The organism is Phormidium sp. CCY1219 (assembly GCF_055795085.1).
Genome location: NZ_JAYFEQ010000802.1, coordinates 36,925 through 51,572, shown reverse-complemented (window position 1 = coordinate 51,572; position 14,648 = coordinate 36,925). Strand labels below are relative to the sequence as shown.

Annotated in this window: 9 protein-coding genes; 5 read left to right on the top strand and 4 right to left on the bottom strand. The window is 52.0% G+C overall.

Annotated features, from left to right (window positions below; translation table 11 throughout):
• Positions 1 to 201: 201 nt before the first annotated feature.
• Together AC0QH1_RS24875 and AC0QH1_RS24870 are read right to left on the bottom strand one after the other, a co-directional pair.
• Positions 202 to 1,011 (bottom strand): TIGR03943 family putative permease subunit, encoded by an 810-nt coding sequence (locus AC0QH1_RS24875; protein WP_324634110.1) that lies wholly within the window; start codon positions 1,009 to 1,011, stop codon positions 202 to 204.
• Between the two features lie 157 nt (positions 1,012 to 1,168).
• Complete coding sequence (locus tag AC0QH1_RS24870; RefSeq protein WP_324634109.1) at positions 1,169 to 2,227, bottom strand: permease; 1,059 nt, start codon at positions 2,225 to 2,227, stop codon at positions 1,169 to 1,171.
• Positions 2,228 to 2,837: 610 nt separating this feature from the next.
• Between AC0QH1_RS24870 and AC0QH1_RS24865 the strand changes: the two genes are divergently transcribed.
• The 3 genes from AC0QH1_RS24865 (at position 2,838) to AC0QH1_RS24855 (ending at position 5,819) form a co-directional block, all read left to right on the top strand.
• Positions 2,838 to 3,893, top strand: coding sequence for a GGDEF domain-containing protein (locus tag AC0QH1_RS24865; RefSeq protein WP_324634108.1), 1,056 nt, complete (start codon positions 2,838 to 2,840; stop codon positions 3,891 to 3,893).
• 14 nt (positions 3,894 to 3,907) lie between these two features.
• Complete coding sequence (locus AC0QH1_RS24860) at positions 3,908 to 4,288, top strand: hypothetical protein (protein WP_324634107.1); 381 nt, start codon at positions 3,908 to 3,910, stop codon at positions 4,286 to 4,288.
• A 166-nt stretch (positions 4,289 to 4,454) separates the two neighbouring features.
• The gene (locus tag AC0QH1_RS24855; protein WP_324634106.1) at positions 4,455 to 5,819 is read left to right on the top strand and encodes a sensor histidine kinase; all 1,365 of its coding nucleotides are present in this window, start codon (positions 4,455 to 4,457) and stop codon (positions 5,817 to 5,819) included.
• A gap of 236 nt (positions 5,820 to 6,055) precedes the next feature.
• Here AC0QH1_RS24855 and AC0QH1_RS24850 read toward each other — a convergent pair whose 3' ends face one another.
• Positions 6,056 to 7,936, bottom strand: coding sequence for a serine/threonine-protein kinase (locus AC0QH1_RS24850; RefSeq protein WP_324634105.1), 1,881 nt, complete (start codon positions 7,934 to 7,936; stop codon positions 6,056 to 6,058).
• 405 nt (positions 7,937 to 8,341) lie between these two features.
• Here AC0QH1_RS24850 and AC0QH1_RS24845 point away from each other — a divergent pair, with 405 nt between their 5' ends.
• A complete protein-coding gene (locus tag AC0QH1_RS24845) occupies positions 8,342 to 12,589 on the top strand; it encodes an NACHT and WD40 repeat domain-containing protein (RefSeq protein ID WP_324634104.1) in 4,248 nt (1,415 codons plus the stop codon).
• A 457-nt stretch (positions 12,590 to 13,046) separates the two neighbouring features.
• Here AC0QH1_RS24845 and AC0QH1_RS24840 read toward each other — a convergent pair whose 3' ends face one another.
• Complete coding sequence (locus tag AC0QH1_RS24840) at positions 13,047 to 14,177, bottom strand: CAP domain-containing protein (RefSeq protein WP_324634103.1); 1,131 nt, start codon at positions 14,175 to 14,177, stop codon at positions 13,047 to 13,049.
• 54 nt (positions 14,178 to 14,231) lie between these two features.
• Here AC0QH1_RS24840 and AC0QH1_RS24835 point away from each other — a divergent pair, with 54 nt between their 5' ends.
• On the top strand, positions 14,232 to 14,411 hold the full coding sequence (locus tag AC0QH1_RS24835; protein WP_324634101.1) for a hypothetical protein: 180 nt from the start codon (positions 14,232 to 14,234) through the stop codon (positions 14,409 to 14,411).
• Positions 14,412 to 14,648: the final 237 nt, after the last annotated feature.

The window sequence follows — 14,648 nt, the reverse complement described above, 5'->3', positions numbered from 1 at the left end:
TGCAATGCTTTAATTGCGTAAGCCAAACCCAGCATTTATCCAGATTCACCCTTGACAAACAAGAGTAGCATGGGGTATAATGAAGCCGTAGGCGCAGGCAGGGCGTATGTGCAATGCTTTAATTGCGTAAGCCTCCAGCAAGCAGGTGAGGGTGGGTTCCACCCGATCGCCCCCGGGGGTGGGGGGATGCAATTTAAGGGTTTAATACTCGTAGGGATTTTTCGGTTTGGGAATTTCGCGAATCGAACTCGGGAGAATCACCAACTGACGACGGTCCGCCAAGGTTTCCGTCATCATCTGACCTTCCACCTCGATCCAAGTGTCTGGAGGATAGGCGTCGCGACTTTGGGACAGTTTCACCGGCAAACCAACCGGATAGGCATCGGCGGCACAACAGGTGATGATAAACCGCGCCACCAGGAGATATTGCTCTGGGAGTTCCGGTTCGGGCAGATGAATGACAAAGCCTTGCACCTTGACTTTTTGACCCGCATATGCATCCGGTTCCGGATAAACGGCTAAGGTACGAACCCAATCGATGAGCGATCGCTCCTCCGGTTTGACAGAAGCGGTAAACGCCTGGGGTTGCACGCGGGTGACAGGCAAAAAGTCATTCACGCTGCGCTGCAGGGCTTTTTCGCTGGCAAATACACTGGGACTGATAATAAAGCCCAAAATTGCCGCAAACAACAGCAATCCGGAACTCCATCCCGGGGCAAAGAGAGTAATATGCTGTTCGTTACTTTGAAACGTCTCCCGCGCGGAATTGTTTCCCCCTCCCGGGAACATCCCCTGGCGATCGAGTAAATCTTTTGCTTTAATACTGCCTACAATTAGCAGCGCAATCCCACCGAGAACCGTTAGGGCAAAATAGTTGGGGTGAATGAGGATATTTAATTCTCCCGTTACCCGATATTTGAGCAGCAAAATACCCCAAGCCAAAATTGCCAGAACATCAATCCAAGGGACAAACCGAGAGAACCGAGAAGAATTAGAACGACGAACAACCATTGTGCAGTTTTGCGGGTAGAGGTGCCAGTGCAGAATTGAGGATAAATTGCTGGGAAACACAGCCGAAATCCTGGAGTGTTGCACAGAGTTTTTGCAGAGAGTTACCGCTGAATTTATGCCCGGAAAAGGCAGTGGGGAAGTCAGCAGGCGGAAGGAATTAGGCGATTTTTAGATTATAAGCCAAGGTTAAGAAGAAGGTTAATTGTGCTGCGAGAATTAGGATATAAGCGATAGGTTTGGGTTTGAAAATCCACAACATCAGACCGATCGCCTTCAGGTCGATCATCGGACCGAACACCAGAAATGCCAGCAAAGAGCCGGTGGTAAAGGTAGAGGCGAAAGACAGGGCAAAAAAGGCATCCACCGTGGAACAAATCGAGACCACCGTTGCCAGGACGAGCATTGCCAGAATTGAAGTAACCGGACCTTGACCCAAGCTGAGGATAATTTCGCGCGGGACAGCCACTTGCACGATCGCCGCGATCGCGCTTCCCAGGACCAGCACCCCGCCGAGTTCGCGCAATTCCGCCATTGTATTATCCACAAACAACCGCCATCGGCGAGCGTCGATCGGATATTTTAGGGGTAATTTGCCCATCCAGCCCTTGGGCGGTGCGGCGGTAGCGGATTCCACCGGGGGCAGGGTAGCGGTATCCAGGCGCATGGGTTTGCCCGGTTCTCCCAATAAGAAAGTCCCCGACTGCAACAGGGGGGAGTCGGAAGCGATCGCCGCTTTTTCCCGTTTCGGCGCAGCTTTAGGAATCGCGCGCACCACACTGGGTTGTAAAATGGGTTTTAAATCCTCTTGGGCGCTGAAGACCCAGCCGATAATCGTGGCAATTGCCAGGGAAAAGACCACTCGCAGCACCACCATTTCCGGGCGATCGCGAAAGGCACTCCAGGTAGACCAAATCACGATCGGGTTCACCGTCGGGGCCGCCAGGAGAAACCCGATCGCCACCGAAGAAGGCACCCCCTGCATCAGCAAGCGACGCGCCACCGGAACGTTTCCGCACTCGCAGACGGGAAACAGAAAGCCGATCGAGCTGCCGATAAAGGCTCCCAGGAGGGGATGGCGCGGTAACTTCGCAAGCAATTGGCGCTCGTCTACAAACAGCAGCAGCAAACTCGAGAACAGGACTCCGAGCAGCAGAAAGGGCATTGCTTCGACGAGCAGACTCATAAAGAGCGTAAAGGCGTTGTGTAGTTGATTCATACGGCCTATGTTTCGCAGTGAGGAACTGGTTTGAGGGATCCGAACCATCAGCGCTCCGATCCCTCCAAGGGGAGCTAGCGCCAGCACCCTGGATCCAAACACCCCCCGCATCGCAAAGCGGCATTCGGATGTTAGGCAGACCACATCATAACAATATACAAGCTCAAGTGGTACGTCCGCCGTTGCCTGGATTGTCCGCCACGCGATCGCCCTTTCCGGACAATCCAGGGTCAAGACTTAAGAAAAGGTTAAATTTGTATTAATAAATAGTAATATTCAGGGGGCAACGCACTATCAGAAATGCTAAAAAAAATGACAGAATTGAGGAAAAATGTTGCTAATGATTAAAAAATATTTATTAAATGTTGCAATTAGCGGGGGAATGTTTAACATATTAGTATCTAAATTCTCTCGCTCCCTCGAGGGAGCCACGCAGACGGAACGGTTGCAGCTTCTCTGCGCGATCGCAGTCGAAAAACGGCCATAGATTCCCTGGCGATCGCGATCGCCTCCCGGCTAGACGCGATCGCGAGCAAATGCTTCTACTTCCACCGAATGATGAATGATGAGCGCTCATCAATTTCTGGCGATAACTTCTGGAGAGTCTACAATGTCGAGTGCTTCCCCTACTGAAAATTCCTTTTTACTTTCCTCGCGAGTGCAAAGTCAACCCTTACATTTAGAATCCAGCCTGAAAGAACTATCGCTTTATGACTTTCAAGTAGAATCGTCATTAGGCGGGCGCGAAATTGCCGAAGCGTTTAATGCAAATCCCCTGTTACCGGGAGTCATCCTCATCGAATCCGGCGAACTATTGGGGATGATATCTAGGCGGCGATTTTTCGAGCATATGAGTCGCCCCTACGGGTTGGAGTTATTTCTCAAACGACCCATCAAAACTTTGTATCGGTTTGCCCGTACAGACTCTTTGATTTTTTCCAGTTCCGCCACCATTGTCGCCGCCGCCCAAGGAGCCTTGCATCGATCGCCGGACTTACTTTACGAACCCATTATCGTAGACATGGGGTTGGGTAGGTATCGATTGCTCGACGTTCACCAGTTACTCTTAGCCCAGTCAAAAATTCACGAATTAGCCACGGAATTATTGCAAAAACTCTATCGCGATTTAGCACTCGCCAACCAACAATTAGAACGGCAAGCCAGTTTAGATGGGTTAACTCAAGTCGCCAATCGCAGAAGATTTGACAGTTACTTAAAGCAAGAATGGAGCAGAATGATGCGAGAAAATGCGCCGTTATCCATGATTTTATGCGATATCGACTTTTTTAAGCTTTATAACGACTCCTACGGGCATTTAGCCGGCGATCGCTGCTTACAACAGGTGGCCCAGCGTTTGCGCGAGGCGGTTCGGCGTTCCGCAGATTTAGTGGCCCGCTATGGCGGCGAAGAATTTGCCGTGATTTTGCCCCATACCCCCCCTGCCGGTGCCCTCACCGTCGCCGAACAGATCCGCAAACAGGTCAAAGGGTTAAATATTGCCCATCGCCAGTCCCGGGTTTGTTCTACCGTCACCCTGAGTGTAGGGGTAGCGACAATGATTCCGACTTGCAAACATACTCCCGAAACCCTCGTGGGGGCAGCAGACGAAGCCCTTTATCGGGCAAAAGAACTGGGACGCGATCGCTGCGTGGCCCATTGCAGCTAAGGTTTCTCAAATCCGTGGTCAGTCATTGCCCGGATTGCAAACCCTCCAGTGGGGGTTGTCCCCTGGCGATCGCCCCGGATTGGCAATCAAAATTCACTCAATCCAAAATGATGACTTCGATTGATGTAACATTTCATTGCACTAACGGCGATCGGCGGGAAAATACTGCCGATTTTTGGCCGATTGCGGTACAGTTAACATACCCCCTCGGGGATGATGGCCGACAAACATCCAATGCCAAACATTCTGGCCATTTTCACCCGCCAAAGGGCATTCAGCCGGGAAATCTCCGCAAACCAATCGGCGATCGCCACCGGATTTTCCCGTTTATCTCCCCAAGTTGCGGAAAAATCGGCCACCGAATCCGATTATTTCTTTCTCAAAAAAAACTGTAAGCCACCACCACTTTTTTTCTAGGTTAATTCAAGGTTAAGACCCCGTTAAATTTGCTAAAAAATTTACTAGAGTTAACACTATAGCTCCAAAAATTTTATAAAATTGTAAAAAGAATACCAGAGTTTTAACACCCTGCAAAACACAAAGCAAGTGAGGGAACAGAGAATGCTAGCCGTAAAAGACAAGTATCCCGAATTATTCCTGCAAGAACCAGAAGAACGGCAATGGACGCCGGAACTGAATTTAGAATCTACACTGGAAGAACTGACACTCTATGACTTTGCGATCGAAGCATCCGAACCCGGGGAAGCACTAGCCAGAGCCTTTGCCCAAAATCCGCTAATGCCCGGAGCGATTTTAGTCGAAGGCGAGAAATTCGTAGGCATGATTTCCAGACGTCGATTTTTAGAGCATCTGAGTCGTCCCTACGGATTAGAACTATTTTCCAAACGACCCCTGAGAACCCTCCATAACTTTACCAAAACTCAACATTTAATTATTCCGAGCAACACCTTAATCGTCCTCGCCGCCCGCCGATCGCTACAGCGATCGCCCCAACTTCTCTACGAACCGATCGTCGTCGAACTCGAACCCGATGTTTACCGCCTCCTCGACGTCCATCAACTCCTCGTCGCCCAGTCCAAAATTCACGAACTGACCACCAAAATGCTACAGGAGCAAACCCGCTCCCACATGATTCAAACCGAAAAAATGGCCAGTTTGGGGCGCATGGTGGCCGGCGTCGCCCACGAAATCAAAAATCCCGTCAACTGTATTAGCGGCAACATGGGATTTTTAACCAACTACGTCCAAGACGTCCTCGATTTGCTCTCGGTTTACGAAGAAGAAATGACCGAAAAATCCGACAGACTCAGGGAACTCGAATCCGACATCGATTTAGAATTTTTGCGCGAAGATTTCCCCAAAATCGTCCAAGCGATCGAAGTCAGTGCCCACCGCTTAACCAAAATCGTTGGCGGCATGCAAAACTTTTCCCACATGGACGAAACCGCCCGCAAACCCGCCGACTTGCATGAATGCATTGATAGTACCCTGTTGATTCTCCATAACCGGATTAAATACGATATTGAACTGAATAAAAACTATGGCAAACTGCCTCCCGTAGAGTGCTATTCCGGACAACTCAGCCAAGTCTTTATGAATCTGCTAAGCAACGCCGTAGATGCCCTGATGGAGCGCTTGGAAGCAGAAAAAGCCAATCCCAAGGCCGATGCCGATTGGAAACCGCGCATCGAAATCGCCACCGAACTGTTACAAATCTCAGACAATTCCGATTGGGCCGTTATTCGCATTCGCGATAACGGGCCGGGCATCCCCAAAGACATTCAAAAGCGGATTTTCGAGACATTTTTTACCACCAAACCCGTCGGCAAAGGCACCGGACTCGGTTTGGCCATTAGCAACGAAATTATCAAAGACAAGCACAAAGGCAAACTTAATTTAAACTCCCAAGTCGGTATCGGAACGGAATTTGAAATTATGTTACCCGTAGCCAAGAATGAAGAATAAAAAATGTCCTTAGTCATTTGTCCTTAGTCATTTGTCCTTAGTCATTTGTTCTTAGTCATTTGTCCTTAGTCATTTGTCCTTAGTCATTTGTCCTTTGTGGAATTACCAATGACCAATGACTAATGTGGTTTGTCCAATGTGGTTTGTCCTTTGTGGAAGTACCAATAACCAATGACAATTGACCAATGACAATTGACCAATGACCAATGACAATTGACCAATGACCAACACCCAATTCACCTCTTAACTTGCCAAATTTTCGCCGTTTTATCTTCAAAACCGCCGGCAAAGATTTCGCCATCGGGGGTAAATGCCACGGCATAGGCGGCACCGGATCGACCCCAGCAGGTGCGTTTTTCGTCACCAGTTTTCACATCCCACAGGACGATCGAGGTATCGTCGCTAGCGGAGGCGAGGGTCAGACCATCGGGGGAAAACGCCACCGAATTCACCGAAGCGGAGTGGCCCGTGAGGGGGATCAGTTGTTGCCAAGCGCGGAAATCCCAGAGGAGAATCGTGCGGTTAGCGCAACCGCAGGCGAGGAACTGACCGCAGGGGGAAATAGCCACCGAATTCACTGCTCGCGATCGCCCCCACCCCACCTGCTTATCCTCACCGGTGCGAACATCCCACAGAGCGATCGAAGTATCCGCACTTCCAGAAACCAACAATAGACCATCCGGGGAAAACGCCACCGAATTCACCGCCCCCGAATGGCCCTCCAGGGTGCGAAGAACGCGCCATGTAGCCACATCCCACAGAGAGATCGCCCCCTCATCAAACCCCGCCGCCAACAGACGACCATTCCGAGAAAACGCCACACAGCGGACCGGTCCGCGACCCCCGGAGAGGGTGCGAATTTGGCGACGAAAGGCCACTTCCCATACAGAGATGGTTCCATTGGCACCTCCTGCCGCCAGCAGACGACCATCGGGGGAAAACGTCACCGAATGGACGCCCGCCGAGTGGGAGAACAACTCCGTGCGAAGAGTGGGTAATTCTTGGCCGGTTTTTAATTGCCACCATTTGATGCCCCCTTTGCTTGCCGTGACCAGCAATCGTCCGTCCGGGCCGATCGCCAGGGCGATCGCCGCCGAGGGATGACCGCCAAAACAGCCCAACTCCGAAATCGTCACCGGGGGAGTGCGCGGGCGCGGTGTAGGGATTGGCGGTTGCGATCGCGTGCGGGTAGGGGGTTGCGCCCGCGCCACCGGTCGCGGGGGTCTACCCTGTCTGACCGGCGCGGGGGAACTTAACGCTTGCATCACCGCTTGCGCCGAATGAAAGCGGCGCTTGACGCTACTTTCGATCGCCTTATCCAGGATTTGCCCGAGGCGATCGCTGACGGAATTGGTGCCCAAATATTCCCGCCAAACGAAGGTACTTTCCATCGCGTCATACAACTCAAACGGTTCGCGATCGCTCAGCAGGGTAATGCAAGTCACCCCCAAACTGTAAATATCGCTAGAAAATACCGCCTTACCAAAAGTTTGTTCCGGTGCGGCATAGCCTTTGGTGCCAATCGTGGTGCCGGTTTTGCCCAGAACCGTACCCGTAGCATATTTTGCCGCCCCAAAATCCACCAACACCAATTTGCCATCACTGCGACGCCGGATAATATTTTCTGGTTTGATATCGCGATGGATCACATGTCCCTGGTGAATGAAGTGCAAAACCGGCAATAAATCTTGCAGCAAGCTGATAATTTTGGACTCACAGAAGCGACCATTTTCTGCCAATTCATCCGCTAAATTTTGCCCCTCGATAAATTCTTGAACGATGTATTGGCGATCGTCTTGTTCCAAATGGGCGAACAGTTCGGGAATATGAGGGTGTTTGCCCAACTGTTCCAAACGCACCGCTTCTTGGTGGAATAATTGTGATGCTTTCGCCGCATTCTGTTGCCATTGCAGGTAAAATTGCTTGATGGCGCAGCGCGGTTTTGAGGGTTTAAACTCGTCGATAGCCAACAGCGTCCGACCAAACCCCCCCGCACCGATGAGTTTTAGGGGTCGATATCGTTGTGCCAAGATGAGTTTCGTGCCGCAACTTTGGCAAAACGTTGTGGGGTCTGGGTTTTGGGGATTCGGACAAGCGGGATTGAGACAGTAACTCATCGGCTTTCTCGATCTGGTGGTTTATTCTATAGTAAATCGCGATCGCTCCGGTGCAGAGATTCCCCCCTTCGCCGATGGCGCATTCTAGCGCCACATCCCGGTGGGGATCCGCCATTTTCCCGGGGCATCCTCGCACATGGCGGTTGTGGGATAATAAAATAGTCTCGAGATTGCCGTCGAGGTTTGACCCCCGCCAAACGTCCGAAGTGATGATTCCCCACTCGGAAGTATCCGCTTGCCATTGCTCCATATTCCAAAATGGCAACCTGTAATTTCCGGCAGAAAGGGGGGGGCGCAGGGGCACCGGCCTCGAAATCGGTTCGGGATATCCGAGAAACCGAACAGACCACTGCACTGTAGCGCGCAGAGAGGCGATCGCTTTGGCGAACAAAAAAGAAGGGTATTATGGTCGGAACTGACGAAATCATTCGAGCAATATTGGCGATCGCGCGCACCGCAACCCCCGTCATCATCAACACCGCGCAACGCAACGAATTAGTCATCAAACTACTCAAACGCTTTCAATTCGATCCCGATCATCCCCCAGCGGATTTTACCGGCGTTTATCGCTATACCTTAGTGGAATACGGACTAGAAAAACTCGAACATGTAGGCGTCGAAAAACTGCGATTGATTTTAGAACTGTTTCGCCAAATCGAAATTCAACAAGCCTTTCGCAACGCCTTCGATCGCAACGACCCCAGTCGCTTGCTCCAAGAAGCCGAAGACTACATCTACAGCTACGCCTTAGGAGACAAAATCCGCGAACAAGGCATCGAACATCAGCGCGAATTGGCAAAATTTAGCGCCATTTTTATGGACATTACCAACCGCACCCGCACCCCCGCCGAAGTCCTGCAATTTCGCAAAATCGAAGACTTAAACCAAAGAACCTCCCAAATTTTAGACCAACTCAACAATCTTAACGCCCTCGAAGACATTCGCCAAGACCTCGCCAAACTCACCCAAAGCGATCCGAACCCCTTATTAGCCAATCCGGATCCTGCCGAGAAACGCCTTCCCTCCGCATTTGCCCACCAAGTGCGAGACTGGCTCGAATCATTGTACGACTTTGAGACCTACCAAGTCATCACCGAAAAGTATTTTGAATGGATAATTAACATCCGCGCCCGACGCGGATTCGATCGCATTTTAGTGCGCGGTATCGAAGGCGAAGTCACCATCCGCGACGTTTACGATTTAGGCCAAGTAGTAGACCGACAAAAAGTCGATGAAGGATGGTTAGTTGCCCCCCGGCGAATCAGTCAAGCCGCAGTCGATGCCGTAGAAAACGACCCCCAACTCTTCTGCTACACCCTCGACGAACTGATTGACGAATCCGCCGACTTTAGCGGTTACTTCCAGTGGTTAGAAGCCGAAGTGAAAAAACGTCACATCGAAGAACTCTACGTCCCCCTCGCCTGCACCAAAGAAGAACTCGATCCGATAAGCAAAAAACGACTTGCAAAAAGCCGCTACGATGGTCGCAACGGGTGGATCGATCGCTATATCAATCGCTGGTTAGACGACCCGGCCAAAGAACATATTTCCATTTTAGGCGAATTCGGCACCGGGAAAACCTGGTTTGCCCTCCATTATGCTTGGCAAACCTTACAAAAATATCGCGTCGCCAAGGAAGAAGGAAGCATCCGGCCCCGGCTTCCCTTGGTGATTCCCCTACGCGACTATGCCAAAGCCGTAAGCGTAGAATCGTTATTTTCCGAGTTTTTCTTCCGCAAGCACGAAATCGGTTTGCCCGGATATTCTGCCTTCGATCGCCTCAACCGGATGGGCAAATTGCTGCTAATTTTTGATGGGTTCGACGAAATGGCAGCCAAAGTCGATCGCCAAGAAATGATTAATAATTTTTGGCAATTGGCCAAAGTGGTGGTTCCCGGCTCGAAAGTGATTTTAACCTGTCGCACGGAGCATTTCCCAGAAGCGCGGGAAGGGCGAGATTTGCTCAATGCCGAGTTAAAGGCATCTACATCGAATTTAACGGGGGAAACCCCCCAATTTGAGGTGCTGGAATTAGAAAAATTTCAGTCAGAACGGGTGGGGGAAGTGTTGGGGAAACGCGCTAGCCCGGAGATTGTGGAGAAGGTGATGAGTCATCCGCAATTGGTGGATTTAGCCCGTCGCCCGGTGATGATTGAATTAATTTTAGAAGCCTTACCGGAAATCGAGTCGGGCAAGCCGATTGATTTGGCGCGAATCTATTGGTATGCAGTGCGCCGAAAGATGGAGCGGGATATCAAAACCGAGCGCACGTTTACGTCGATGGCGGATAAGTTATTTTTCCTGTGCGAGTTGTCGTGGGAAATGCTCGCCGGCGATCGCATGAGTTTGAACTATCGCGAATTTCCCGATCGCATTCGTCAGTTATTCGGCCCGGTGGTGCAGCAGCAAAAAGATTTAGACCACTGGCATTATGATATGATGGGGCAAACCATGTTAATTCGCAATGCGGATGGAGATTATGCCCCAGCCCATCGCTCCTTATTGGAGTTTTTTGTGGCGTATAAGTTGGCGGCGCAATTGGGGGTATTAGCGCCGGATTTTGCCGAACTGGGGGATATTCAGAATTATCCATTTTCCCAACCCTTGCGCGAAACCTTCGGGCGATCGCCCCTGACGAAAGCAGTGCTAGATTTATTATTGCCCGCGATCGCCCCCGGATCCGCCACGGAAGCGCGGTTATTGCAGCTCGTGGAGGGAACCAAAGGTCAAACCGAAACCGAAGTGGGGTATCTCGGGGCGAATGCGATCGCCTTGCTGTTGCAACTCAACCCCAATGCCTTGGACGATCGCGATTTGCGTCAAACCGTGGTGGTCGGGGGGGATTTCAGCCATGCCAGTTTGCGAAATACCAATTTTGCCGAGGCCACGGTATCACAATGTATATTCGCCAACTTGTTCGGCATGGTACTGAGCGTGGCCTTTACCCCAGACGGTCAATATTGTGCTACAGGAGACCAGCCGGGAGATATATACTTGTGGCAGGTAGCCGATGGCAAGCCCATCTGGCGCTATAGCGGACATGCGGGGGCAGTGTGGTCCCTCGCCGTTGCCCCGGATGGGAACACCCTGGTGTCCGCCAGCGATGACACCACGGTGAAACTGTGGCAAGTGCAGAGCGGGAATTGTATCAAAACCTTGACAGGGCATACCAGTCGCGTCCTCTGCGCCCGCATCTCCCCAGATGGCAAAACCCTCGCCACCGGTAGCGCCGATCGCACGGTGAAACTGTGGGATTTGCAGACTGGGGAATGCCTGCATACCCTGTACGGACATGCGAGTGTGGTGTGGTCCGTAGCCATCAGCCCCGATGGCAAGACCCTGGTGAGTGGCAGTGGAGACCAAACCGTGAAACTGTGGGATATCCCCACCGGAGATTGCTTGAAAACCTTGCAGGGACATATTGATTGGGTGCTCTCCGTGGGCGTCACCCCAGATGGGAAAACCGTTGTGAGTGCCAGTGCGGATGAAACCGTGAAACTGTGGGATATCCAGAGCGGCACTTGTAGCCAAACCTTGGCAGAACATAGTAGCTCCGTGTGGTCCGTGGATGTGGCCCGGGATGGGAAAACCCTGGCGTCTGGCGGTGCCGATCGCGCCGTGAAACTGTGGGACCTCGAAACCGGCGAGTGTTTGCAAACCTGGACCGGGCATAGCAACCGCGTGGGGTCGGTAGCGATCGCCCCCGACGGGCAAACCCTGGCCTCCGCTAGTGCGGATGAAACCGTGAAACTGTGGCACATTCGCACCGGCGAGTGCCTGCGGACGATTCACGGATATGCCAGTGCGGTGACAGCCGTGGCGATCGCCCCCGACGGGGAGTACCTCGCCTCGGGAAGTGCCGATCGCTTGGTGAAACTGTGGAATGTGAGAACAGGCCAGTGCGCCAAAACCTTCGCCGGACACCACAGTAAAGTGATGGCAGTGGCGATCGCCCCCGGGGAAGAAACCCTGGTCAGTCTCTGCGCCGAGGGCACCGTAAAACGTTGGCACCGGACAACCGGCCAGTGTATCGCCACCCGATCCGGATATGCCAGTGCAGTCGGCGCAGTGGCGATCGCCCCCGATGGCAACACCCTGGCGTCTGGCGGTGCCGATCGCGCCGTGAAACTGTGGAACATCGACACCGGTGTCTGTGTGGCGAATTTCCCCGGACATACCAGTAAAGTGATATCCGTAGGCGTTGCGTGGGATAGCAAACGGGTGGTTTCCGGAACTGATGATGGCACGATAAATGTCTGGGAGGTCGCCAGTGGACAATGTGTGAAAACCATACAGCGTTGCGAGTCCGTGGTGGCGATCGCGATCGGCCCGGATGGCAATACCCTCGCCTCGGGAACCGAGGAGGGTCGGATATATCTGTGGGATATCCAGCGCGGCGAATCTGTCGCCAGTTGGCAAGCGCATCCCAGTGCAGTGCTCTCCCTGGCATTTCATCCCCAGGGAAATCGCCTGGTGTCGGGCAGTGAAGATGAATGGATGAAACTGTGGGAGGTGCCCTCCGGAGACTGCGTACAGGCGATCGTGAATCAGCCCTATGCCGGAATGAATATCACTGGCGCGATCGGGCTGACTGAGGCGCAAAAATCCACCCTGAAGGCGTTGGGTGCGGTGGAACATGAGGCAGAAGATTGAAATCGCGATCGTGCAAACATGCGGCGCGTGCAAACATCACTCGGGGGATTGAAATCGCGCCTGTGCAGGCGTTAGCGTAGCCATGCCCGAAGCGGGCTATAGTCCGCATGACAAGGACTAGGGGAAGGGTTTAACTCGTTCCCAGGCACAACCTGGGAACGAGTTCACGAGTTATATTATCTACAAAAAACCTGGCAAAAAACTCTTTTAAAATTGGGTTTTTTATATTGATTTCGGTGCCCACGGATTGGCACAAACCTTCAGTGGCGATATAACCCTCGAAAGGGGCAAAACAGAGGAATGAGGTATTGAACCGGAATCGGGTAAAATAGACGCACCCCGATCGCATTCTGACTCAAAGCATTTTGAGAATGGGAAAAAATTCCCTATGTTTGAGCCTGCGTTAACATTCAACCATCACAGGCGCACGCACGGTGTCACTGCGATCGCCAACAATTTAAAACAAACCGATCTCATTGACATAATAGGCAATCCCTTCATAGTCGTAAATCGGTAAATTCGCCATTACCGCGTCCCGTTCCTGTGCCGATGGCGTGAAAAAATGCGTCCCGGTTTCCGTATTAAAAAACCGATGCAGTGGCGCAGTACCGGCGACGGCTTCCGGATACGCCTCGTAAGCAATCCCTTCGTAAACATACTGCGGCAAATTCGCGCGAATTTGGTTCACTTCCTCTTGAGAAATCGTGAAAAAATGCGTTCCCGTTTCCGTATTGAACAAGCGGTGAATCGACGCCGTTTCAGCCGAGGGTACAGCAGGAGCCGCAAAAGTGGGTCCTTCGTAATCATATCGCGGCAACGTATTCCTCACGTTATCCCGTTCCTCTGCCGAAGCCGTGTAAAAGTGAGTTCCCGTTACCGTATCGAAAAAACGGTAAATTGCCTTCTGCTGCGGTGGTGGCTCTGGAATCGGCGGCGGTACCGGCTCTGGAGGCGGTACCGGCTCTGGAGGATCGGGCGGAGGTGTTGGTGCGGGTGGTGGCGGTGGCGGTGGCGGTGTTGGTAGCGTTGGCGGCGGTGGTGGCTCTGGAAGTGGAGGCGTCTCCTCCGAGACTGGATCTCGTGTTGGTTCTCCCGTGGGATCGACCTCTTCGCCAAACCACAAAACGGCATATCCCTCATGCATTCCAACGCCCAAAGCATTCCACTGGTTGTCTCGCCAGTCGCCATTGGGGCCGAGTTGATTCAGGATTGTTTCCCGATGACCTGTATTGCTGTTTTTCCAAGAACTGATTGCTTGTTCTGCGGTTATCGTCGGTCCATTAAATCCCTCAAATCCGGTAACGTTTTCGTAGCCAATACCGGGATAACCGGTATTAAATCGCTCAGGAGCGTTCCACATCGCCTCTGGATTGTTGGAAAAAGAAACATCGCTCCAGTCGTGGGTCACTTCTCCAATATTTTCGGCTAAATCCAGAACGTGCCGATTGGCAACCAGAGACAGAGCTTTGGATGCCGGAATGGTAGGCAAGCCATTTTCAGCACGATATTCGTTGACGAGATTATAAAGTTTAACCTCTTCGGGTTCGAAATTGTCGAACTCCGATGGAACATAGATATCGATCGCCATATTTAATGACCTCGCAATCTTCTATCTATTTATTGGGGAAAACATTGGCAAATTATGCAGCAGTCGGTTTCCATCCCACCGCAATTTTTGGGAGCCACTGTGGCGATGGATCCAAGCGAAGGCGTTTGCGAAGCTACACAATTGGCGATCGCCCCCCAGGGTGGCAGACATCTCGAGATTGCAGCAGGAATTTTTTTCCAGCCGTGCATAATTTTCCATCCCCTCTCCCACTAAGCAAATAGCGAACCGGAAAACGGCGGGCGAACTGCCTTGCATAATCGGTTCGTGCCTTTCCCACTAAAGGGTTAAGGGAGTTAAACCGACAGGGAGGTTGCCGATGAAAACGTTACCAAGCCAGATTCCGCTTGTCCCCCAGCAGACGCGATCGCCCGATTCGCGAACCCCGGGGGACTCGCTGCGCCACTTCTTCATCAAAACTTTACAAACATAGGCTGCCTTGTAAAGTTTTGA